This window comes from Wolbachia endosymbiont of Tetranychus urticae (assembly GCF_046529255.1).
Taxonomy (GTDB): Bacteria; Pseudomonadota; Alphaproteobacteria; order Rickettsiales; family Anaplasmataceae; genus Wolbachia.
The window spans coordinates 405,789-429,180 of record NZ_CP114181.1 but is presented as its reverse complement, the minus strand read 5'-3'; the positions used below and the strand labels follow the sequence as shown (position 1 = coordinate 429,180).

Annotated in this window: 14 protein-coding genes and 9 pseudogenes; 11 read left to right on the top strand and 12 right to left on the bottom strand. The window is 35.2% G+C overall.

Going from position 1 to position 23,392, the window contains the following annotated elements; genetic code table 11:
• Positions 1 to 24 precede the first annotated feature (24 nt).
• The 7 genes and pseudogenes from O1Q06_RS02425 to O1Q06_RS02395 all read right to left on the bottom strand — a co-directional run bounded on the left by O1Q06_RS02425 (position 25) and on the right by O1Q06_RS02395 (position 7,940).
• Positions 25 to 399 (bottom strand): holo-[acyl-carrier-protein] synthase, encoded by a 375-nt coding sequence (locus O1Q06_RS02425; RefSeq protein WP_010401163.1) that lies wholly within the window; start codon positions 397 to 399, stop codon positions 25 to 27.
• Entirely contained in the window at positions 396 to 1,655 is a 1,260-nt protein-coding gene (gene proS, locus O1Q06_RS02420) for a proline--tRNA ligase (RefSeq protein ID WP_410542917.1), read from the bottom strand. Before proS ends, O1Q06_RS02425 begins: the two co-directional genes overlap by 4 nt.
• Positions 1,656 to 1,729: 74 nt before the next feature.
• The gene (locus O1Q06_RS02415) at positions 1,730 to 3,118 is read right to left on the bottom strand and encodes a WH2 domain-containing protein (RefSeq protein WP_410542916.1); all 1,389 of its coding nucleotides are present in this window, start codon (positions 3,116 to 3,118) and stop codon (positions 1,730 to 1,732) included.
• Positions 3,119 to 3,208: 90 nt separating this feature from the next.
• Positions 3,209 to 4,077: pseudogene (locus O1Q06_RS02410) on the bottom strand (IS982 family transposase).
• 458 nt (positions 4,078 to 4,535) lie between these two features.
• The gene (locus O1Q06_RS02405) at positions 4,536 to 5,456 is read right to left on the bottom strand and encodes a tyrosine-type recombinase/integrase (protein ID WP_410542915.1); all 921 of its coding nucleotides are present in this window, start codon (positions 5,454 to 5,456) and stop codon (positions 4,536 to 4,538) included.
• A 2-nt stretch (positions 5,457 to 5,458) separates the two neighbouring features.
• On the bottom strand, positions 5,459 to 6,838 hold the full coding sequence (gene lpdA, locus O1Q06_RS02400) for a dihydrolipoyl dehydrogenase (RefSeq protein ID WP_410542914.1): 1,380 nt from the start codon (positions 6,836 to 6,838) through the stop codon (positions 5,459 to 5,461).
• Positions 6,831 to 7,940, bottom strand: coding sequence for a PQQ-binding-like beta-propeller repeat protein (locus O1Q06_RS02395; RefSeq protein ID WP_410542913.1), 1,110 nt, complete (start codon positions 7,938 to 7,940; stop codon positions 6,831 to 6,833). The genes lpdA and O1Q06_RS02395 overlap by 8 nt, the downstream gene beginning before the upstream one ends.
• Positions 7,941 to 8,255: 315 nt before the next feature.
• Between O1Q06_RS02395 and O1Q06_RS02390 the strand changes: the two genes are divergently transcribed.
• On the top strand, positions 8,256 to 9,548 hold the full coding sequence (locus O1Q06_RS02390; RefSeq protein ID WP_410542912.1) for a cbb3-type cytochrome c oxidase subunit I: 1,293 nt from the start codon (positions 8,256 to 8,258) through the stop codon (positions 9,546 to 9,548).
• 129 nt (positions 9,549 to 9,677) lie between these two features.
• Here the strand turns inward: O1Q06_RS02390 and O1Q06_RS02385 are convergent.
• Both O1Q06_RS02385 and O1Q06_RS02380 read right to left on the bottom strand, forming a co-directional pair.
• Positions 9,678 to 10,545: pseudogene (locus O1Q06_RS02385) on the bottom strand (IS982 family transposase).
• Positions 10,546 to 10,632: 87 nt separating this feature from the next.
• Positions 10,633 to 11,180, bottom strand: a pseudogene (locus tag O1Q06_RS02380) (IS982 family transposase); the annotation flags it as partial.
• Between the two features lie 281 nt (positions 11,181 to 11,461).
• On the opposite strand from O1Q06_RS02380, the gene O1Q06_RS02375 reads away from it, so the two are divergent.
• From O1Q06_RS02375 to O1Q06_RS02355, 5 genes and pseudogenes are all read left to right on the top strand, one after another.
• The gene (locus tag O1Q06_RS02375; protein WP_410542911.1) at positions 11,462 to 11,785 is read left to right on the top strand and encodes an IS630 transposase-related protein; all 324 of its coding nucleotides are present in this window, start codon (positions 11,462 to 11,464) and stop codon (positions 11,783 to 11,785) included.
• A gap of 120 nt (positions 11,786 to 11,905) precedes the next feature.
• Entirely contained in the window at positions 11,906 to 12,871 is a 966-nt protein-coding gene (locus tag O1Q06_RS02370; protein WP_410542679.1) for an IS4 family transposase, read from the top strand.
• A gap of 43 nt (positions 12,872 to 12,914) precedes the next feature.
• Positions 12,915 to 13,560 (top strand): annotated as a pseudogene (locus O1Q06_RS02365) (IS630 family transposase); the annotation flags it as partial.
• A gap of 11 nt (positions 13,561 to 13,571) precedes the next feature.
• A pseudogene (locus tag O1Q06_RS02360) lies at positions 13,572 to 13,781 on the top strand (transposase); the annotation flags it as partial.
• 215 nt (positions 13,782 to 13,996) lie between these two features.
• Positions 13,997 to 16,570: a valine--tRNA ligase gene (locus O1Q06_RS02355; RefSeq protein WP_410542910.1), complete on the top strand. Its 2,574-nt coding sequence runs from the start codon at positions 13,997 to 13,999 to the stop codon at positions 16,568 to 16,570.
• Positions 16,571 to 16,743: 173 nt separating this feature from the next.
• Here O1Q06_RS02355 and O1Q06_RS02350 read toward each other — a convergent pair.
• Positions 16,744 to 17,745, bottom strand: a pseudogene (locus O1Q06_RS02350) (IS630-like element ISWpi10 family transposase).
• A gap of 278 nt (positions 17,746 to 18,023) precedes the next feature.
• Between O1Q06_RS02350 and O1Q06_RS02345 the strand changes: the two are divergent.
• The 5 genes and pseudogenes from O1Q06_RS02345 (at position 18,024) to O1Q06_RS02325 (ending at position 20,685) form a co-directional block, all read left to right on the top strand.
• A complete protein-coding gene (locus O1Q06_RS02345; RefSeq protein WP_410542909.1) occupies positions 18,024 to 18,404 on the top strand; it encodes an IS630 transposase-related protein in 381 nt (126 codons plus the stop codon).
• 54 nt (positions 18,405 to 18,458) lie between these two features.
• Positions 18,459 to 18,818: pseudogene (locus tag O1Q06_RS02340) on the top strand (hypothetical protein); the annotation flags it as partial.
• An 87-nt stretch (positions 18,819 to 18,905) separates the two neighbouring features.
• Positions 18,906 to 19,774 (top strand): annotated as a pseudogene (locus O1Q06_RS02335) (IS982 family transposase).
• A 15-nt stretch (positions 19,775 to 19,789) separates the two neighbouring features.
• A pseudogene (locus O1Q06_RS02330) lies at positions 19,790 to 20,344 on the top strand (transposase); the annotation flags it as partial.
• 2 nt (positions 20,345 to 20,346) lie between these two features.
• Positions 20,347 to 20,685, top strand: a complete 339-nt coding sequence (locus O1Q06_RS02325) for a transposase (RefSeq protein ID WP_410542833.1) — start codon at positions 20,347 to 20,349, stop codon at positions 20,683 to 20,685.
• On the opposite strand, the gene O1Q06_RS02320 is transcribed toward O1Q06_RS02325, so the two are convergent.
• Positions 20,670 to 22,124, bottom strand: a complete 1,455-nt coding sequence (locus tag O1Q06_RS02320; RefSeq protein ID WP_410542423.1) for an IS4 family transposase — start codon at positions 22,122 to 22,124, stop codon at positions 20,670 to 20,672. The genes O1Q06_RS02325 and O1Q06_RS02320 overlap by 16 nt on opposite strands.
• Positions 22,125 to 22,410: 286 nt before the next feature.
• Positions 22,411 to 23,280 (bottom strand): IS982 family transposase, encoded by an 870-nt coding sequence (locus O1Q06_RS02315; protein ID WP_410542908.1) that lies wholly within the window; start codon positions 23,278 to 23,280, stop codon positions 22,411 to 22,413.
• Positions 23,281 to 23,392: the final 112 nt, after the last annotated feature.

Below are 23,392 nucleotides of genomic sequence, written 5' to 3'. Positions count from 1 at the left end.
GAAATCATATGTACTAAACAATATCTACTCAACGCAAATTACAACAAACGCAGTAGCATAATCTTGATCATCACTTAGAGAAAGGTGTATCTTGTAGTCTTTCGAGATGAAATCCTTTGTGATAGCAAGATGTGGTTTTCCCCTGATAGTACTGTATATTTCTATATCTTTCATTATAATTCCTTGGCTGAATCCAGTGCCTAGCGCTTTAACAAAAGCTTCCTTTGCAGCAAAGCGTTTAGCAAAATATTTTGCTCTTACTTCTTGGCTATTATATTTTTTGCTTATCTCTATTTCCTTCTTAGTATAGACTTTATTGAGAAATTTTTCCCCGTATTTTTGTGATATTCTCAATATTCTGGGTATATATACTATGTCAGTGCCAATACCGTATATCATTTTGCGCTAAAACGATTTATTGCTTCTTCAACTTGTATTTCCTCTACCTCTCCAGTTGCCCTATTTTTTACTTCAACTATATTTGAAGTTACTGCTTTCTTTCCAATAATTATTTGCCACGGCAAGCCTATCAGATCCATTCTGGCAAATTTCACTCCTACACTTTCGTCCGTATCATCATAAAGCACTTCATCGCTTTTCAAAGCTTTGTATATTTTATCTGCAGCCTCCGTTACTTTCGTTTGTAAATTGATCAAACCAACTTTAAAAGGAGCTACTGCCTCTGGCCAGATAATTCCTTTGTCATCATGGAAAGCTTCTATTATTGCGCCAACAAGCCTTGAAACTCCAATACCATACGAACCCATATGCATGTTAACATTTTTTCCATCTTGAGAAGTAACACTTGCCTTCATAGGCTTTGAATATTTGTCGCCAAAATAAAAAATATGCCCTATTTCAATACCTTTACTAACATTTAACTGTTCTTGCGGTATAGGACAAATTTTAGGATCATGCATATCGTCTGCAACTGCATATATGCTCTTCAGGCTTTCAATATCTTCGCTTTCTAGTAATTCAAAAAGTTTATTGTCATAATATAGAGTGCTCTCACCGGTGTTTGCCAATATATGAAATTCATGACTTAAATTTCCTCCAATTGGTCCTGTATCCGCCCTCACTCCAATTGGAGTAAGTCCCATGCGTTTGAAGATTTTTATGTAAGTTTTATACATCAAATTATATGAATTCAGTGCACCTTCGTAATCTACATCAAAACTGTATGCATCCTTCATCAGAAATTCTCTGCCTCTCATAACGCCATAACGAGGTCTTACTTCGTCACGAAACTTCCACTGAATTTGATATAAATAAAGTGGTAAATCTTTGTAACTTTTTACCGTATTTCTAATCAAATCAGTTACCACCTCCTCATGTGTTGGACCAAAAAGCATATCGCTTTCATGCCTATCTTTAATACGTAGCATTTCTTTGCCGTAATCATCGTAACGTCCTGACTCTCGCCAAAGACTTGCTGGCTGCACACAAGGCATCAACACTTCAATTGCACCAATTTCATCTCTGATAATATTTTTAATATTTTTAAGTACCAAAAGACCAAGCGGCAGCCAAGAATAAATTCCAGATGCTGTCTGCTTGATTAAGCCCGCACGTAACAAATATTGATGAGAAATAATTTCAGCACCAGCCGGGGTTTCTTTTAAAGTTGGCAGGTAATATTGAGATAAACGCATTTGATAAATCTGATTGTACTAAGTAATCTTAATACAATCAGGCCTGTAGGTAAACTTATTTTAAGAAGAGTGTACTACTTTCTCTTACCTCGATCTACGACACTTTGAACTTGAAATGGTTTTTGCACCTCACTATTCACTGAGTCAACATTATTTGCTTGTGCTGCAGGAGAAGCTTCATATTTCGTTTTTGAATTAACAGGCTTAGGCGATATCGGTGGCTTCTCTGCCTTTAGTGTAGAACGTGGTGGAGTTGTGGATTTAGGTTTTACATTATCATCAGATTCATGACCACTGTCAGGACTCTTGCTTCCTCTTTCATCTTCTGGTTGGGAGTTTGAAGGCGTAGGTTTTTTCCTGGATTTTGTCAGCTTTTTCTCTTTCGGTTTTTTCGATTTATCATTGCTCCAATCATCACTTTCACTGTGGTCAGAAACTTCACTTTCACTACTAGAAAATTCTATTGCTGGTCTCCTCTTCAGGATATTAGCTATCCCAGAATCATGACATTGAGCATTCCTCATTGCACGTTGCTTATTCTCTTCTCGCAACTTCTCAATTCTTGCAAAATACTCTTCTTTTGTTTCTTGTTTGGCACCCGCAGGTAATGACTTGTTTTGTTCAGAATCAATAGCCTTCTCCGGTGCACCATCATTAATAGGTTTTAACTTCGTACCTTTTCTTATCTGTTCAAGCAGATCAGAACGATCATGCTTAGATTCATTAGCCTTTTTCGGTGCACCATTCTTAGGTTTCTCCGTATACTTGGAAGCTGTAGGAGGAGGAGGCGGCGGAGATGGTAGTGGTGCAGCATTTTGTGGCAATGGAGGAGGTGGTGGAGGTAGTAGTGGTACAATGGGTATTCCAGACATTACTGGAAATGATGGTGTAGGAGTATTGCTATGTTCAAGTCCTTTTGCTTTCTGTAAATCTTGTGATTGTTTTCTACCAGGATCAACTCCTTTCTCGCTGTTTATTGCAGAAAGGTGTGAATTGATAAGATATGCAGCTAAGCTCAACATAACCGATGCAGAAACAAAAGCAATAACTGCAGAAGACACTGGCACTGCAGCACTACTTAATACCGCTGAAATGATGAAATACGTGCATACTCCAGCTACAGGACCGGATGTACACAATAACAAAATAGCAATTGAATATTTTAAGGCAGTTGCCTTTTTTTGTTCTGCTACAGATGACTTTTGATTTTCACTATCAGACTGTACACCATTATGTTGTTTAGTCATAGGTTTTTTCGGCACAACCTGTTTAGTATTGCTTCTGTCATTTTTAGTTTTGTCACTCGCATTATCTTCTTCTTTTGACTGAGCGCTATTTCTGATTTCTGGATTCTTAACATGAATACTATTCTTGCTTCCTTTATCTGCAGTTTTGTCACTCGCATTATTTTCTTTTTCTTCTTCTTTCCTGTGTTTTATCTTATTTTTCAAATCTTCAAGCAAATTTGGATTAGTAACCTCAGATAGACCTCTTTTTAATTGAGTGCTATTGCTGGTTTTTGATGGAGTACTACCAAGAACGCTAATTCTGGATTAAGGAAGGAAGAAAGTATAGGAAATGGAAGGCTTTTTGGATTTCAAGGAATAGGAAATGAGAGTAGAAAAGATGTGAACCAAGAAATTAACGGGAGATCTATGGCGAGTATGTTCAATTTCAAGTCTATTTTTGAGGTAGCCAAAAATCGTCTCAATGATCGACCTTTTTCTCAGCAAAATCTTTTCATGTAGTGAAATTAATGCGTTTTTCATCCCCTTTTTCACCTTGGTAACAAGTTTCAAACCGCGGTTAAACAACTCTTGGAAAAGCTCTTTTTTAATATAGCCTTTATCACCAAACAAAAGACCGGTTAATTTCTTAGTTAGGTTTGCTACAGGCTCTCTATCGTCAACATTACCTCTTGTAAGCGTAAAAGCTTGAATTTCACCTTTCTCGTTAATTATCAAATGTAGTTTAAAGCCGAAAAACCAGCCATATGTACTCTTGCTTAATTTTGCAATTCCAGCAAAAACCTTATTTCTTGATATTCTTTTTGCATGGCAAACTGCAATAGGAGTTGTATCTATGTATGAGATTCCAGTAAGTTCTGACCATCCGCAAAGGCACTGTAATAGCATGGCTAAATGCCACAAAACCCTGGGCTTTAGAGCAACAAACCTAGTGTATGAAGGCAACTTCGAAAACTCTGTTTGTAGAGCAATGTTAGGTAATGCAGGTAGAAAGCCTTAAAATTTTCACAGGGAGATTGCTGATACAGGAGGATTATTGTGATAATTTCCGAATGTGTAATTTCTGGCACTCTTGTGGGTTTTTTACCGTTTGGCAGTAGTTTATCTGCAAAATTTTTCTCTATATCTCTGCAAAAATCATCGACCAGACAAAACAGTTTTGTTATATCTTCCATGGGTAACCTCATCTATTTTTTTTCTATTTGTTGAGTTTACCCTACTCTCCTGACTTTTCTATTCTCTTTTTAATCCAGAATTAGCGTTTATAGTGTAGCTAGAGACATTTTTAGTCAACTGAGTAATTTTGTTCCTCTAGCCTGAGGTCAAAATAAATTTGAATGGGTTTCCCAGCACGTCAACAAGTGCATGAACTTTAGTCACAAATCCCCGTCCTCAATTAATTTGACCTGCTAACATTTTGTACACAGAGCCTAGCTCTTTTGCTATTTGCTTGACTTGTTTCTTGACATAGCTTCTAATTTAAATTCTGCTGTCTATTCTCTTTCATTCATAACCTTTTGCAAAACGTTTTTGCTTTCTTCTCTGCTGGTCACTATTGCTTATATAAAGCAAGTATAGTACTGAATGATGTTGCAAGCACTCAGTTCGGCAATATTATCGATTTAAGACGAAGTTAAGATTTCGATTTTTTATTCAAACTCTTCTGAAAGTTTTTATACATATTGAAGACATCTTGATAGTTTAGGTGAGTGTAAACTTGAGTAGTTTCAAGGCTTGAGTGGCCAAGCAGCTGTTGTATTGATCTTATGTCAATATCTTCCTGAAGCAAATGAGTAGCAAAACTATGTCGAAATGCATGTGGAGATAAAATTTCTGGTAAGTTTAAAAATCTTCTTATTTTTTGCAAACGATTAGCAACATAAGTTCTTCCCAATTTTTTTCCTCTTACCCCGACAAAAAGATGTCCCGCTTCGTCAAAGTGGGGACAAGCTTTTATATATTTTTGTATACACTTTTTTACTACTGGAAGAATAAATACCTGCCTTTGTTTATCTCCCTTACCTGTTACTATTAAACTTTCATTGCTAATATCACTAACCTTAAGATTCAGTGCTTCAGTGATTCTTAAGCCCGTACCATATAGCAGAACGACAATTGCAATTTCTCTTTTTACCACCCAAGGCTCGCCTAGATCAGGCAATTTCATTTCTTTCAATAGAGTTTCTATGTTAGATATTGAAAGTGCTTTAGGTAGAGTTCTTCTCTGAATTGGCCTTGATAAAGAAAATACCGCTTCATTATTTATTTCATAATTGTTTTTTATATATTTGAAAAAATTTCTGATTACTGACAATGCGCGAGTGTTAGATCTCGCATTTACACCTCTTGCATAACGAGAGGTAAACCAACTTCTCAGTTCAGGTATGCTTAATTTTTCTAAAGCGCCAACATTTACTTCTTCACCAATGTGAGTGTTTAGGAAACTTATAAGATCCTTGAGGTCCCTCATGTATGATTCCAAAGTATTTGGTGAGTAAGACCTGTTGTACTTTAGCCAATCGTACCATTTTTCAATGATTGAACCGAGGTCCACAGTTACTTTTTAAAGAAAGCATCGATGCACGCATCCCTAAAGGCTTCATTTATATCAGGATGAGAGTGACAAATTCTGTATATATCCTCTGCTGCTGCACCATATGCCATTGCAACCGCTGCTTCATTGATTAGCGTATCAGCGTATGCTCCTATGATATGTACACCGAGTATTGTATCTGCTTTGCTACAAGTCAGAACTTTCACGAATCCCTCAGCATCGTCAGTGACTTTTGCTCTACCGTTTGCAGCAAATTGACATTTACCAACTTTATACTTTCGACCAGCACTTTTTAGTTCTTCTTCAGTTTTACCGATTGAAGAAACTGCAGGGTGGGTGTAAATGACTGACGGTATGATTTCATAATCAACGTGAGGCAATTGCCTTGCTAGTATCTCTGCAACTGTCACCCCTTCTTCCTCAGCTTTGTGAGCAAGCATTGCTCCACCAATCACATCACCAATAGCAAATATTCCTTTTACGTTGGTTTCATAACTATTGTTGACTTTAATAAAGCCACGACTGTCTTTTTCTATTTTTTCAAGACCCTCAGAGCATGGTTTGCGTCCTACTGCAACCAATACCTTATCCGCCTCTATAGAGTTTGTTTGATTATCTTTTACAGAGCAAACTTTCACACTCAAAGAATTACTACTTTGTTTTATCTCTTCAACTTTGGTGCTGAGTAAAAATTTTATTCCCTGCTTTTGTAGACTAGAAAGTAAAGACTTACTTAGTTCGCCATCCATTGCTGCAGCGATTCTATCAAAAAACTCTACTACAGTAACTTCAGAGCCCAGCCTATTCCACACAGAAGACATTTCAAGTCCTATTGCCCCAGCTCCAATTACAACAAGTTTTTTTGGTACTTCAGTTAAAGACAATGCACCAGTTGATGAAATGATATTTTTCTCATCAATATCAATTCCTGGTAGAGAACTAACATCAGAACCAGTTGCAATTACTATATTTTTTGCCTTCAGTACCTTACCTTCAACTAAAACTTCAAGATTGCCTTGATCAAAAGAAGTAATTTTTCCAAGTCCATTGATGTTAGTAATTTTGTAAAGGTTAAACAGATATTCTATGCCTTTTCCAAGTTCCTGAACTCTAGCGTCTTTATAGCCTATCATTTCTCTAAAATCGAGACTGACATCCTTAACTTTTATGCCAAATTTTGATAGATTATTTTTCGCACTAGCATACTGATAAGAGGAATGGAGTAATGCTTTTGATGGTATACACCCAACTCGCAAACACGTGCCACCAAAAATGCTATTTTTGTCTATACAAGCAACTTTGAGTCCAAGTTTTGCAGCAGCAATAGCGCATTTGTAACCACCTGGACCACCACCTATAATAATTAAATCATAATCAGTCATAAAAAACAAACCTATTCTCTAAAGAATAAACACCATTTCCTTCAGTCGTTACATACATCTTACCATGGGTAAATACTGGAGCATGAAACACATTACCAGGTATTTTAATTACCCTTCCTGTACTTTCAGATCCAGGAAAAGCAAATATTGAACCTTTATTACTTGTTACCCAAAGCGTATGGGCATACATAATTGGAACAAACAACTGCACATTCTCTATAAAATCAGATGTCCAAACTGTTTTTCCACTTTGTATGTCGATGCCAATTACCTTATTATCTTTAGTCACCATGAAAATTCTTCCGCCTTCTTTTTGTTTCTCTGCAGGAATAAGAGGGCTATAATATGACTCAATGTTTGATATACTTTTTACTTGTAGTGGCCTTGACCATAAAATATTTCCTGAGTTTACGTCGATGCTATAAATATAAGAGTTGCTCGTAGCTATTAAGATATTATCGTGTACTCTAGGTGTAGTAGTTACATCTGTAAGCTGTGTGTCTAAAAGATTTGTAGCTAATTTTTGGCTCCATAGTTTTTTACCTTCTTCATTAAAAGCTATTAACTCTCCATTTGAAAATGGTGCCATTATTTTATCACTAGAGACTGCTGGTGAGATGGAATATAAACCTCGAACTTCATTTATACCATTTTGATAAGCCCAAATGGGGCTGCCATCTTTTATATCAAATATATTTAGATAGTTATCAATAGTCAATACTACCAACTTATTGTTTATTACTATTGCTTTCCCTCTTGCCGGAGCTCTTAATTCTTTTTCCCATTGAATCTCCCCTGTTTTCGCATCTATTGTGTGTAGAATGTTATCCACTACAAAGAAAACATTTTCTTTGTAGCTCGATAAACTCATATTACCAATTTTTTTCCTACTTGAGAGGTATAATTTCCAATTTATAACTCTTGGGTTATCGATATCAAAGGAATATAAGGTACCGTGCTTGTCTGGTAAAATAACGCTATTTTCTGTAAGTATTGGAGCTACATATCCTTGAGATAATTTTTTATCTACTAAACTTATTCGTTCGCTTGCCATTGTATAGTTACTATACAATAACATTATCATGACAATTATTATTTTCATTATTTAGTGAAAACAAGATTCATTAATATACATACTAGAAACGTAAATCACAACGAAAATGTTCTTAATTGTGGATCAAAAGCATTAACGTAATATCATACCATTATGTAAAGATTCTCTTACTGTAATAACTTTTATCAAGTATGGACTAAAAGAAATATCTATAGCTCAAACTAATGCTGTCAGTAATACTACTCCAATATGAAACAGGCAGCATTTTCAGGATGAAAGATATTGTTGTGATGTCATTCATTTGAACTACTCATATCAATTTGAAAAATGTATACTATCTTATGCTATAGTACCTAAAAGTAAATGCTCAACATACAAAATAACGCTTCACTTTGCAGGCAATGGATATTCTTGGCAGTACTTGCTCTTGCTTGTTCTGGAGTGCTGTCAATAATTGTTATTTTTCTACGATTGCCTTTTATTTCTTCTCTCATTCCTTCTGCACAATATATTTTTGATAATGCACTGGTGATACACGTAAATTTGTCAATTTTGGTATGGATGTGCTCTATAATATCTCTGCTCTTCATCATAAACTTAAAAAACACCAATCATTGGTTTAACTTCTCATGGATTCTCTCAATCCTTTCCATGCTGCTAATGTTTATATCTGCATTTGTTCCAAATACTGAAGTTATCAAAAGTAACTATATACCTGTATTACAAAACAAATTATTTTTACTTGGACTCAGTCTTTTCATTACCAGCATATTGATAAATACAGCTCTAACCTACATATCAAATAAACAAGACTCATATCTTTCAATCGGACAAATTGGCCTGGTCATTATACTTGTGTCATCATTTCTTTGTGTTGTTTTAGCACATAAAAATATGCCTCCAGGTCTATATCACTCAGACAAGAATTTATTTTATGAATATCTCTTTTGGGGAGGCGGGCATTTACTGCAGTTTGCCTTTGCTCAAGCAATGTTTTTAGTTTATTTGATCATACTGAATGCTCGCTATATTAGTCTAAATAAAATTACCATTTTACCACTATTTATAAACACAGTTTTGACCGTAGGTGCGCCGTTTATATACTTTATTTATTCGGCGGATAGTGCTGAATTAATACAGTTTTTTACCTGGCATATGAGAATTGCTGGAGCAGTTCTGCCGTGCTTTTTAACAATATTAGTGTATTGCAACATAAAAACTCTGCTCAATGATAAGGGCAATTATCTTCTTCACTCGTTTGTATTGTTCATTTATGGAGGTGTGCTTGGAGTGCTAACTATTGAAGGAAATGTCACTATTCCTGCGCATTATCATGGTTCTGTAGTTGGTATTACTATAGCTTTTATGAATTTTATCTACTGGCTGTTACCAAAATTGGGCTGTAAAGAAATAAAAAGCTCCATAGTAAGATTACAGATTTATGCATATAGCTTGGGACATTTTCTCCACATTACTGGACTTGTTTGGCTTGGTGGATATGGTGCCTTAAGAAAAGTTGCAGATCTGCCAAGTATTTCATCAATGTTGGCACGTGCTTGTTTTATTACGGGTGGAGCTATATCAGTTATTGGTGGAATGTTATTCGTAATAATTGTGATTTTACATCTTCTTAAAGGCAAGGCTCGTACCAACTAACCCACAGAAACAAAACTAAAAATTTTAGTGTAAAATTACTATATTTACTTTGTACTATGGCTCAAACAACCTGCTTCAAATTTGGAAAGGCAGTGAAATGAAAAAACTATATCAAACGCTAATTCTGGATTAAGGAAGGAAGAAAGTATAGGAAATGGAAGGCTTTTTGGATTTCAAGGAATAGGAAATGAGAGTAGAAAAGATGTGAACCAAGAAATTAACGGGAGATCTATGGCGAGTATGTTCAATTTCAAGTCTATTTTTGAGGTAGCCAAAAATCGTCTCAATGATCGACCTTTTTCTCAGCAAAATCTTTTCATGTAGTGAAATTAATGCGTTTTTCATCCCCTTTTTCACCTTGGTAACAAGTTTCAAACCGCGGTTAAACAACTCTTGGAAAAGCTCTTTTTTAATATAGCCTTTATCACCAAACAAAAGACCGGTTAATTTCTTAGTTAGGTTTGCTACAGGCTCTCTATCGTCAACATTACCTCTTGTAAGCGTAAAAGCTTGAATTTCACCTTTCTCGTTAATTATCAAATGTAGTTTAAAGCCGAAAAACCAGCCATATGTACTCTTGCTTAATTTTGCAATTCCAGCAAAAACCTTATTTCTTGATATTCTTTTTGCATGGCAAACTGCAATAGGAGTTGTATCTATGTATGAGATTCCAGTAAGTTCTGACCATCCGCAAAGGCACTGTAATAGCATGGCTAAATGCCACAAAACCCTGGGCTTTAGAGCAACAAACCTAGTGTATGAAGGCAACTTCGAAAACTCTGATTTGTAGAGCAATGTTAGGTAATGCAGGTAGAAAGCCTTAAAATTTTCACAGGGAGATTGCTGATACAGAGGATTATTGTGATAATTTCCGAATGTGTAATTTCTGGCACTCTTGTGGGTTTTTACCGTTTGGCAGTAGTTTATCTGCAAAATTTTTCTCTATATCTCTGCAAAAATCATCGACCAGACAAAACAGTTTTGTTATATCTTCCATGGGTAACCTCATCTATTTTTTTCTATTTGTTGAGTTTACCCTACTCTCCTGACTTTTCTATTTTCTTTTTAATCCAGAATTAGCGTTCTTAGTTAGGTTTGCTACAGGCTCTCTATCGTCAACATTACCTCTTGTAAGCGTAAAAGCTTGAATTTCACCTTTCTCGTTAATTATCAAATGTAGTTTAAAGCCGAAAAACCAGCCATATGTACTCTTGCTTAATTTTGCAATTCCAGCAAAAACCTTATTTCTTGATATTCTTTTTGCATGGCAAACTGCAATAGGAGTTGTATCTATGTATGAGATTCCAGTAAGTTCTGACCATCCGCAAAGGCACTGTAATAGCATGGCTAAATGCCACAAAACCCTGGGCTTTAGAGCAACAAACCTAGTGTATGAAGGCAACTTCGAAAACTCTGTTTGTAGAGCAATGTTAGGTAATGCAGGTAGAAAGCCTTAAAATTTTCACAGGGAGATTGCTGATACAGGAGGATTATTGTGATAATTTCCGAATGTGTAATTTCTGGCACTCTTGTGGGTTTTTTACCGTTTGGCAGTAGTTTGTCTGCAAAATTTTTCTCTATATCTCTGCAAAAATCATCGACCAGACAAAACAGTTTTGTTATATCTTCCATGGGTAACCTCATCTATTTTTTTCTATTTGTTGAGTTTACCCTACTCTCCTGACTTTTCTATTCTCTTTTTAATCCAGAATTAGCGTATATCAAGCTACACTGAATTCTTATTTGCTACTCCTTGTGGTTCTTGTGTTCCATTTACTTGAGAGCTAGGTTTCATTATTAAATCACCAGCTAAGAATGCAGATACTGTTGCTATAACAACGATTAACCACATGTCCAATTTATAGTATTTCCTAAAGTAAATGATAAAGGTATAATAAAGTATTTGAGTTATAATGGCATATGGTGTGGATTTAAGGGAAAAGGCAGTATTGATGATAGAAAAAGGGAAGACAAAGGTTGAGATAGCAGAGCTCATGGAGATAGGAATAGCAACGCTGTACCGCTGGTTAAAAAAGAAAGCTGCTGGTGAAAGCCTAAAGCCATCTAAAAACGGTAGCTTTATTCGAAAAATAGACCCAAAAATACTCGAAGAATATGTTACAAAGAATCCAGATCATACTCTGGCAGAGATGAAACAAAATCTTGGATTTGGAATAAATTCAATTTGGTATAGACTAAAACAGCTAAAAATTACTTTAAAAAAAAGTCACAAATAGAGTCTTTTGGCTGTCATGTGCTATATCTTCCAACATATTCACCAGATTCAAATCTCACTTTTACCCACAAGTATAAAAAGCAAGTAAGATAGAGAAAAATATACTTAAGATGAGGTAAAAATGTGTGAAGTAAATAGAAATGTACAATGTGCTGATGGCTTAGGAGATAAATGGCTAGAAAAAGAGTTGAGACATGTTAATCTGGGAGATGTAAGGCTTAATACAAGACTTATTAAAACAAGCTATTTAATAGAGAATAAGGCGTCTGGGTCAATTAGTCAAAGCTGTGTAGGATGGAAAGAAGCTAAAGGTGCATACAGATTATTTAGCAATGAGAAGCTTGAAGCTAAGGAAATTTATTCTTCCCATTATAAAGAAACTATGGAAAGGATAAAAGGAAATGAGCTGGTATTTTCAGTTCAAGATACAAGTTATTTGGATTTTGACTCTCATATAAAGACTAAGGGTCTAGGTAGTATTTCTAAAGCCTATACAAAATATAAAAAGGGTTTGTTATTGCACAGTAACTTAATGGTTAACAAAGACGGATTACCTTTAGGGCTATCTTCTCAACAGTGTTGGGCACGTTCTATCAGGGAAGAAACAGCCCAAGAAAAAGCAAACAGGAAATACCGTACTGCTATAAAGGAGAAAGAAAGCTATAAGTGGATAGCGGCACTAAAAGAAACCCTAAATAACCTCGCAGAAGGTGTACAGCTTGTTACTATTGGTGATAGGGAAGCAGATATTTTTAAGTTTTTATGGACTGTTGAATCATTGGACAGTTTTTATGTAATCCGCAACCGAACTAATAGGAAATTCATCTGTATTGAAGGGGGAAAAACGGATTTGCAAACACGTATAACTCAACTGCCTGTAAAAAAGGAAATTGTCTTGAATGTTGCTGAAAATAAATACCAGATCTCAAGAAAAGCTAACATTGAAGTCAGGTATATGAAAGGCTATATACCTATCAGATCTCCTTACATTTATGGATCGAAAGATACAGAGCATAAAATAAGTGATAAAATCGCTATATATGTAGTAATACCAATTCCCGCTATACAAGCAACGAATAGAAAATAATGGAAAAAAGCCATACTGAAGTAAGTAAAATAGCGAGGTTTAGATGGCATTAAGATCAAAATTATTGGATGAAAAAGTGGTGAAATCAGCAAAAGAGATGCTGAAGAGAGTAAGAAATAATGCGTATGTTGCAAAAAAACTAAATGCTGTAATTGCAGCAAAAAAGCACAGTATAACAGCTGTAGCAAAAATATGTTGCATTTCGAGAAAGGCAATTACTACATGGATAAAGCACATAAAATTTGGAAGAGAAGAAAAATTATTTGCTCCACCTCAACGCCGTAGAAAAACTATATTGAACCAAAGTCAACTTGAACGAATTGAGTTGTGGATAGAGGAAAACCCCAATATTACTATTAGAGAAATGAGAATAAGAATCCAAGAAAGATTTGGTTTGAATATCAGCAAATCCGCAATACATCGTAATATGCAAAGAATGAAATTCTCATATATCACACCAAGACCAGTTCATAGTGGACAAGATAAAAACAAGCAAGAGGAGTTTAAAAAAAAAACTCAATGAAACTATTGTCATGCATTCTGAAAAAGAGCTATTTTTCTTCGATGAATCACGGTTTGGTACACATTCGAAAGTTGGACATGGGTGGTTTAAAAAAGGCAGTAGGACACAGGTTAAGGTAAAATTAGGTAGGGAAAATTTTTATCTCTATAGTGCAGTTAATCCCAGAAATGGAAGGCACCTAAAAATATCGAAATTATATACCTACCACCATACTCACCTGAACTCAATCCTGTTGAGAGGTTTTGGTTATATATAAAACAGAACATTTTACGCAATAAAATCTACGATACAATTGTTCTGCTTGAATGCGCTTTGTGTAAATTTATTACCTCTCTTTCCCCTTCCACGGTTAAACAACTCTGCTATGCTTCTTATTTAGTTCATTAATAATGAGAATTGGTATTAGAATATCTATAAGCTCTTTTAAGTTATGAAAGTTAAGCATAATAAACCTCAATACTAAAAATTTATTATGTAATACATTAAAAATTATAAGATCAAGAAAAATTTGTATCATAACAAGGCTAAATTAAATGGCAGACATTAAAATTGCTGTATTTGCTCAATTGTGCTAACTTAAAGCTTAAAACTGAGAAATATTTATGTTAGAAGAAAAGTATAGCTTTAGGGAAATTGAAGACAAATACAACATATTATGGGAAGGGAGTAAAGTTTATAAATGGAATGGTGAAAAGGATAATACTTTCACTATAGATACGCCTCCACCAACGATATCTGGAAAGTTGCATATTGGTCATATATTTAGCTATTGCCATACGGACTTTATTGCAAGGTTTCAACGTATGCTGGGGAAAGATGTATTTTATCCAATTGGGTTTGATGATAATGGGCTTCCCACTGAAAGGTTAGTTGAGCAGACCTATAAAACCCGTGCAAAAGAAGTTGGCAGAGAAGAGTTTATAGAGATGTGCCATGAAGTTATTGAGAAGTCAAAGCAGGAATTCAAGGAATTGTTTAAATCAGTCGGTATTAGTTATGACTGGAATTTAGAGTATCACACAATTAGTAAAGAAGCTGTGGCACTTTCTCAAATGTCATTCATTGATCTATATAATAAAGAGTATGCATACAAAAAAATGCAACCTATTCTTTGGGACCCAGTCGATAAAACTGCAATTGCACAAGCAGAAATAGAGGATAAAGTCTTTGAGTCATTTTTGAACACGATAGTTTTTTCCACTGAAGAAAATGAGCAGATTAAGATTGCAACTACACGGCCTGAGTTGCTTCCAGCATGTGTTGCAGTTTTTTGCCATCCAGAAGATGCACGCTACACTCAGCTGATTGGAAAAATAGCCGTGGTGCCAATAACAGGAGCAAAAGTTTCAATAATAGCTGATGATAAAGTTAAAATAGATAAAGGTACTGGGCTTGTTATGTGCTGTACGTTTGGTGATGAGCTCGACATATATTGGCAGCAAAAGCATGGTCTGCCGATGAAAATTATTATCGATCAGGATGGTAGGATAAGTCTAGATTCAGTGTATGGTAATAATAGATCCCAGTGTCAAGGCACTGGGATGACAAAGGGGAGTGACATTCCAGTGCTTGACACTGGAATCCAGCCATTAGAGGAGACACACGCTCCAGCGCGTGACGCTGGAATCTACGATGAAGTAAATGGCCTAAGAGTTAAAGAAGCAAGAAAGAGAATTATTGAAATCCTAACTGAAAAGGGCCTTTTAATAGAAAGCACTAGCATTTCTCATTCTGTTAAATGTGCTGAAAGATCTGGTGCGCCGCTTGAAATATTACCTACTTATCAATGGTTTGTCAAGACTTTAGAGCAAAAAACTCAAGTATTAGATAAAGTGAGTAAATGTAATTGGCATCCAGAATCTATGCGTAAACGTATAGAGGTGTGGATAGAAGGGCTAAGTTGGGATTGGTGCATCTCAAGACAGCGTTATTTTGGTGTACCATTTCCAGTTTGGTATTCAAAACGTAAGGGAGAAGAAGGCAAAATCATTCTAGCTGAAGTAAAGGATTTACCTGTAGATCCACTCAAAGATTTACCGAAAGGGTATATTAAAGAAGAAGTTACTCCAGATCAAGATGTGATGGATACTTGGGCAACAAGTGCGATCACTCCTCAATTAAGTGCACTGGCAGTAAACAGTGAGCTCGGTTTACCAAGCCATCGGTATGATAAGATATTTCCTGCAGATCTGCGCAGCCAAAGCCATGAGATAATAAGAACTTGGGCTTTTTATACGATTTTGAAGGCACATTATCATGCAGATTCACTGCCGTGGAAAAATATCATGATTAGTGGTTGGTGTTTGGCTGATGATAAAAAAAAGATGAGTAAATCAAAAGGTAATATCATCACTCCTCATGTAATGCTTGAAACCTATGGAGCTGACGTAGTACGCTATTGGGCAGCAAACTCAAGACTTGGAGTTGATACAGTCTACTCTGAAAATATCTTCAAAATTGGCAAACGACTTGTTACGAAACTTTGGAATGCTAGCAAATTTGTTTCCATGTTTATGGAAAAACATCAAGCATTGAGCATAAATTCCATCAGTGAGACGATGGATAAGTGGATATTGTCCAAATTATATAAAGTGATAGAAAAAACGACGAACAACCTATTACAGTTTGAATACTGCGAAGCTTTGAGCGCAATAGAAGAATTTTTTTGGAAAGATTTTTGTGATAATTACTTAGAGTTAGTTAAAAAACGTGCATATGGAGATGCATTGGACAGCGAGGCAAACATGAGTGCGAAACAGAGTTTGGCATATGTACTCAATATTATTTTGAGGTTATTTGCACCATTTTTGCCATACATTACAGAGGAAATATATCATCAGTTGTATAGTTATAACTCCGTTCACAATAAAAGTAATTGGCCTAACAAGGAAGAACTTACCTATGATAAGTATTCTGAGGAAATGGGAGATAATTTCGTGCAGATATTAAACCTTGTGAGAAAAATAAAAGCAGATAATAACGTATCAGTTAAGCATCTTATACAAAAGTTGATGATAAAAGCGAGTGTAAAAGAGGATGAGTTAAATTATTCTGCTCAGCATGATTTGCAGTCAGTTTGCAATGCTGAAGTGATAGAATGGGTTGAGGGTACAGAAGCACAACTTATAACTGAGAATGGAAAATTTACTGTAAGTTTATTGATTAATGTAACTTAGCATTCGTATTACTATACTAATTATTTAGTTGTGAGGTAATAATGATTAGGTAATTCATATAATAATAAAATTGAAGAGCAAAAAGATGATTATCATGACTTCATTCAAAGGTTTTTGTTTTTGCTCGGTAAGATAAAAGAAAAGAATAAATCAATTCATACCAAATTCCATTACTAATCGAACAAATAAGAAACATTACAAACTCGTTTAATAGTAGCACTGGAAATACTGACAATAAAATTACACAGAACATCTTCAAGTAAGCCTATGGTATCGTAGACTCTGTTGCGTAAAGTATTGTGTTTGATATATTGCCACAACCTCTCAACAGGATTCAGTTCTGGTGAATAAGGAGGCAAGTATATAATGGTAATGTTTTTCTGAATTTTCAAACTTTTTGATCTATGCCAGCCTGCACAATCCATTACAAGAAAGGCTTTTTTCGTGCCTAAATCTTTCGACATCTGCTCCAGAAATATATTCATACAATCAGTGTTTACATATGGAGCAAGTAGGCTAATTTTCTTACCACTTCTTGGATTTACCGCACTGTAGATATAGAAATTTTGTCTACCAATTTTCATTTAACCTGCGTTCTGACCCCTTTTTTAAACCATCCGTGTCCGATTTTTGAATGAGTTCCAAATCGTGATTCATCAAAAAAATACCTCCTTTTCAGGGTGGGAATTGACTATTTTATTGAAGTATTTTTTAAACTCTTCTTGCTTGTTTTTATCTTGTTTATGGTGAATTGGCCTCGGTGTTATATAAGAAAACTTCATCCTTTGTATCTCACGATGCACTGTTGATTTGCTAATGTTTAGGCCAAATTCCTCTGAGATTTTTATTTGCACTTCCTTAATAGTAATATTTGGATTTCTTTCTACCCATATTTCAATTTGCTCACGTTGATTTTTGTTTAATTTGCTTTTTCTTCGCCGCTGAGAAGGGGAAAATAATTTTTCTACTCTACCAAATTTTAGATGCTTTATCCATTCAGTCAAAGCAGTCCTTGAAATTTTACATATTCTTGCCACAGCGCTTATACTACTTTCTTTTCCTGCTATCACCGCTTGTAACTTTTTTGAAACATATGCGTTATTTCTGACCTTTTTTAACATTTCTTTCGCCAAATTTACAACTTTTTCGTCTAACAGTTTTGACCTTAATGCCATTTATACCTCTCTATTTTATCTACTCTAGTATCACTTCTTTCCCATTATTGTCTATCTGTTCTTTACATAGTGGGAATTGGTATAAGGTGTCATTCCAGCACTTGATGCTGGTTTTCATTTAATCTCATTGAATTTAGCATAAGCTCAGTTTACTTGTAAATTTTTCTGGATCCCAGTGTCAGCTACTAGGATGACAGGAGTATGAAATGGGGCTACTTGACCATTTATAGTATTTCCTAAAGTAAATGATAAAGGTATAATAAAGTATTTGAGTTATAATGGCATATAGTGTGGATTTAAGGGAAAAGGCAGTATTGATGATAGAAAAAGGGAAGACAAAGGTTGAGATAGCAGAGCTCATGGAGATAGGAATAGCAACGCTGTACCGCTGGTTAAAAAAGAAAGCTGCTGGTGAAAGCCTAAAGCCATCTAAAAACGGTAGCTTTATTCGAAAAATAGACCCAAAAATACTCGAAGAATATGTTACAAAGAATCCAGATCATACTCTGGCAGAGATGAAACAAAGTCTTGGATTTGGAATAAATTCAATTTGGTATAGACTAAAACAGCTAAAAATTACTTTTAAAAAAAAGTCACACTATATCAAGAGCGCAATCAAGAAGATAGGCAGCAATTTATTGATAAAATCTCAAAAATAGATCATTCCAGCATCTTATACCAATTCCCGCTATACAAGCAACGAATAGAAAATAATGGAAAAAAGCCATACTGAAGTAAGTAAAATAGCGAGGTTTAGATGGGCATTAAGATCAAAATTATTGGATGAAAAAGTGGTGAAATCAGCAAAAGAGATGCTGAAGAGAGTAAGAAATAATGCGTATGTTGCAAAAAAACTAAATGCTGTAATTGCAGCAAAAAAGCACAGTATAACAGCTGTAGCAAAAATATGTTGCATTTCGAGAAAGGCAATTACTACATGGATAAAGCACATAAAATTTGGAAGAGAAGAAAAATTATTTGCTCCACCTCAACGCCGTAGAAAAACTATATTGAACCAAAGTCAACTTGAACGAATTGAGTTGTGGATAGAGGAAAACCCCAATATTACTATTAACGCTAATTCTGGATTAAAAAGAGAATAGAAAAGTCAGGAGAGTAGGGTAAACTCAACAAATAGAAAAAAATAGATGAGGTTACCCATGGAAGATATAACAAAACTGTTTTGTCTGGTCGATGATTTTTGCAGAGATATAGAGAAAAATTTTGCAGACAAACTACTGCCAAACGGTAAAAAACCCACAAGAGTGCCAGAAATTACACATTCGGAAATTATCACAATAATCCTCCTGTATCAGCAATCTCCCTGTGAAAATTTTAAGGCTTTCTACCTGCATTACCTAACATTGCTCTACAAACAGAGTTTTCGAAGTTGCCTTCATACACTAGGTTTGTTGCTCTAAAGCCCAGGGTTTTGTGGCATTTAGCCATGCTATTACAGTGCCTTTGCGGATGGTCAGAACTTACTGGAATCTCATACATAGATACAACTCCTATTGCAGTTTGCCATGCAAAAAGAATATCAAGAAATAAGGTTTTTGCTGGAATTGCAAAATTAAGCAAGAGTACATATGGCTGGTTTTTCGGCTTTAAACTACATTTGATAATTAACGAGAAAGGTGAAATTCAAGCTTTTACGCTTACAAGAGGTAATGTTGACGATAGAGAGCCTGTAGCAAACCTAACTAAGAAATTAACCGGTCTTTTGTTTGGTGATAAAGGCTATATTAAAAAAGAGCTTTTCCAAGAGTTGTTTAACCGCGGTTTGAAACTTGTTACCAAGGTGAAAAAGGGGATGAAAAACGCATTAATTTCACTACATGAAAAGATTTTGCTGAGAAAAAGGTCGATCATTGAGACGATTTTTGGCTACCTCAAAAATAGACTTGAAATTGAACATACTCGCCATAGATCTCCCGTTAATTTCTTGGTTCACATCTTTTCTACTCTCATTTCCTATTCCTTGAAATCCAAAAAGCCTTCCATTTCCTATACTTTCTTCCTTCCTTAATCCAGAATTAGCGTTATTAGAGAAATGAGAATAAGAATCCAAGAAAGATTTGGTTTGAATATCAGAAAATCCGCAATACATCGTAATATGCAAAGAATGAAATTCTCATATATCACACCAAGACCAGTTCATAGTGGACAAGATAAAAACAAGCAAGAGGAGTTTAAAAAAAAACCTCAATGAAACTATTGTCATGCATTCTGAAAAAGAGCTATTTTTCTTCGATGAATCACGGTTTGGTACACATTCAAAAGTTGGACATGGGTGGTTTAAAAAAGGCAGTAGGACACAGGTTAAGGTAAAATTAGGTAGGGAAAATTTTTATCTCTATAGTGCAGTTAATCCCAGAAATGGAAGGCACCTAAAAATATCGAAATTATATACCTACCACCATACTCACCTGAACTCAATCCTGTTGAGAGGTTTTGGTTATATATAAAACAGAACATTTTACGCAATAAAATCTACGATACAATTGTTCTGCTTGAATGCGCTTTGTGTAAATTTATTACCTCTCTTTCCCCTTCCACGGTTAAACAACTCTGCTATGCTTCTTATTTGGTTCATTAATAATGAGAATTGGTATAAGTTATACCGAGAATATGGACGTGCTCCAAGAGGAAAGAAAATTTATGCAGATATTCCAGCGAGAGAGAATCGGTATAGTAGCCGGGTGGATTGGAATGAGATTTATTGCACCAATGACTTTCAAAGGTGGGTGTGACAAAGAGGTATTCAATATATGGTTGGAGAAACCTAAATTGCCACTTGGCACAACCATAGTTATGGATAATGCTACATTTCATAAGACCACTAAAACAAAATCATTAATAGAGTCTTTTGGCTGTCATGTGCTGTATCTTCCAACATATTCACCAGATTTGAATCCTCACTTTTACCCACAACTTTGAGAGGTCATTATGCGAAGCATAACCATGCTTTCCCTGAGGTTTTCATAACCACGCCATAGAGTCATAGTTCCTGGTAAATTATCACTTTTTCTATTCATAAATCCACCTAATTTTCCTAACCAAATAATAGCTTGTTTTATGTTTGGAGGTTCTTCTGGCAATTTGGCTACTTTATGCTCACGTATGTAAAGGGTTTTCCACTCTTCATTACTTAAAACCTTAGTACAAACCTCCATAGGATTCGATAAAGCGATTTTTGTTAAATATAAAATATTAAATGCAATAATGCTCTTTATAGCGATTAATTTCTCTAATCTTTCTTTTGTAGCTAAACGAGAGCTTTCTACCTTACATCCTGATTTTAAAATCCTAAAATACTCCTCGATTTTCCATCTTAGCTTATACCAATTTATCCTTTCTATAGCATCTAAAGTGCTATTAACTGGTACATTAGTCAGCAAAGTCCAATCAATAGCTTCTACTCTTTCAGGAGGATTTGTTTCTTTGGCACTTACTACATATATAGCGATTTTATCACTTATTTTATGCTCTGTATCTTTCGATCCATAAATGTAAGGAGATCTGATAGGTATATAGCCTTTCATATACCTGACTTCAATGTTAGCTTTTCTTGAGATCTGGTATTTATTTTCAGCAACATTCAAGACAATTTCCTTTTTTACAGGCAGTTGAGTTATACGTGTTTGCAAATCCGTTTTTCCCCCTTCAATACAGATGAATTTCCTATTAGTTCGGTTGCGGATTACATAAAAACTGTCCAATGATTCAACAGTCCATAAAAACTTAAAAATATCTGCTTCCCTATCACCAATAGTAACAAGCTGTACACCTTCTGCGAGGTTATTTAGGGTTTCTTTTAGTGCCGCTATCCACTTATAGCTTTCTTTCTCCTTTATAGCAGTACGGTATTTCCTGTTTGCTTTTTCTTGGGCTGTTTCTTCCCTGATAGAACGTGCCCAACACTGTTGAGAAGATAGCCCTAAAGGTAATCCGTCTTTGTTAACCATTAAGTTACTGTGCAATAACAAACCCTTTTTATATTTTGTATAGGCTTTAGAAATACTACCTAGACCCTTAGTCTTTATATGAGAGTCAAAATCCAAATAACTTGTATCTTGAACTGAAAATACCAGCTCATTTCCTTTTATCCTTTCCATAGTTTCTTTATAATGGGAAGAATAAATTTCCTTAGCTTCAAGCTTCTCATTGCTAAATAATCTGTATGCACCTTTAGCTTCTTTCCATCCTACACAGCTTTGACTAATTGACCCAGACGCCTTATTCTCTATTAAATAGCTTGTTTTAATAAGTCTTGTATTAAGCCTTACATCTCCCAGATTAACATGTCTCAACTCTTTTTCTAGCCATTTATCTCCTAAGCCATCAGCACATTGTACATTTCTATTTACTTCACACATTTTTACCTCATCTTAAGTATATTTTTCTCTATCTTACTTGCTTTTTATACTTGTGGGTAAAAGTGAGATTTGAATCCCATAGAACACTGTTGGCATACCATCAAAAGCCGCCTCAGACCTCTGATGTATAAATGTACAGACTTACAACTTTTGGTTGGTAATACCATAATGGTAATTTATCATTCATTTTAGAAAATACTATAGTTGCTACAAAGTACGGCGAACATGAAACCTTTTTGTTAGAGTTCCATGATCTGCCTAAAATACTCTGAACGCTAATTCTGGATTAAGGAAGGAAGAAAGTATAGGAAATGGAAGGCTTTTTGGGTTTCAAGGAATAGGAAATGAGAGTAGAAAAGATGTGAACCAAGAAATTAACGGGAGATCTATGGCGAGTATGTTCAATTTCAAGTCTACTTTTGAGGTAGCCAAAAATCGTCTCAATGATCGACCTTTTTCTCAGCAAAATCTTTTCATGTAGTGAAATTAATGCGTTTTTCATCCCCTTTTTCACCTTGGTAACAAGTTTCAAACCGCGGTTAAACAACTCTTGGAAAAGCTCTTTTTTAATATAGCCTTTATCACCAAACAAAAGACCGGTTAATTTCTTAGTTAGGTTTGCTACAGGCTCTCTATCGTCAACATTACCTCTTGTAAGCGTAAAAGCTTGAATTTCACCTTTCTCGTTAATTATCAAATGTAGTTTAAAGCCGAAAAACCAGCCATATGTACTCTTGCTTAATTTTGCAATTCCAGCAAAAACCTTATTTCTTGATATTCTTTTTGCATGGCAAACTGCAATAGGAGTTGTATCTATGTATGAGATTCCAGTAAGTTCTGACCATCCGCAAAGGCACTGTAATAGCATGGCTAAATGCCACAAAACCCTGGACTTTAGAGCAACAAACCTAGTGTATGAAGGCAACTTCGAAAACTCTGATTTGTAGAGCAATGTTAGGTAATGCAGGTAGAAAGCCTTAAAATTTTCACAGGGAGATTGCTGATACAGGAGGATTATTGTGATAATTTCCGAATGTGTAATTTCTGGCACTCTTGTGGGTTTTTTACCGTTTGGCAGTAGTTTATCTGCAAAATTTTTCTCTATATCTCTGCAAAAATCATCGACCAGACAAAACAGTTTTGTTATATCTTCCATGGGTAACCTCATCTATTTTTTTCTATTTGTTGAGTTTACCCTACTCTCCTGACTTTTCTATTCTCTTTTTAATCCAGAATTAGCGTTATGAGCACTGCAATTAAAGAAATGC

What these genes read in the sequence shown, in the direction of transcription:
- O1Q06_RS02315 (WP_410542908.1), bottom strand. Translation starts at nt 23,280, where the DNA reads ATGGAAGATATAACAAAACTGTTTTGTCTGGTCGATGATTTTTGCAGA.
- O1Q06_RS02425 (WP_010401163.1), bottom strand. Translation starts at nt 399, where the DNA reads ATGATATACGGTATTGGCACTGACATAGTATATATACCCAGAATATTG.
- proS (WP_410542917.1), bottom strand. Translation starts at nt 1,655, where the DNA reads ATGCGTTTATCTCAATATTACCTGCCAACTTTAAAAGAAACCCCGGCT.
- lpdA (WP_410542914.1), bottom strand. Translation starts at nt 6,838, where the DNA reads ATGACTGATTATGATTTAATTATTATAGGTGGTGGTCCAGGTGGTTAC.
- O1Q06_RS02355 (WP_410542910.1), top strand. Translation starts at nt 13,997, where the DNA reads ATGTTAGAAGAAAAGTATAGCTTTAGGGAAATTGAAGACAAATACAAC.
- O1Q06_RS02320 (WP_410542423.1), bottom strand. Translation starts at nt 22,124, where the DNA reads ATGTGTGAAGTAAATAGAAATGTACAATGTGCTGATGGCTTAGGAGAT.
- O1Q06_RS02370 (WP_410542679.1), top strand. Translation starts at nt 11,906, where the DNA reads ATGTGTGAAGTAAATAGAAATGTACAATGTGCTGATGGCTTAGGAGAT.
- O1Q06_RS02375 (WP_410542911.1), top strand. Translation starts at nt 11,462, where the DNA reads ATGGCATATGGTGTGGATTTAAGGGAAAAGGCAGTATTGATGATAGAA.
- O1Q06_RS02390 (WP_410542912.1), top strand. Translation starts at nt 8,256, where the DNA reads ATGCTCAACATACAAAATAACGCTTCACTTTGCAGGCAATGGATATTC.
- O1Q06_RS02325 (WP_410542833.1), top strand. Translation starts at nt 20,347, where the DNA reads ATGAGAATTGGTATAAGTTATACCGAGAATATGGACGTGCTCCAAGAG.
- O1Q06_RS02395 (WP_410542913.1), bottom strand. Translation starts at nt 7,940, where the DNA reads ATGAAAATAATAATTGTCATGATAATGTTATTGTATAGTAACTATACA.
- O1Q06_RS02345 (WP_410542909.1), top strand. Translation starts at nt 18,024, where the DNA reads ATGGCATATAGTGTGGATTTAAGGGAAAAGGCAGTATTGATGATAGAA.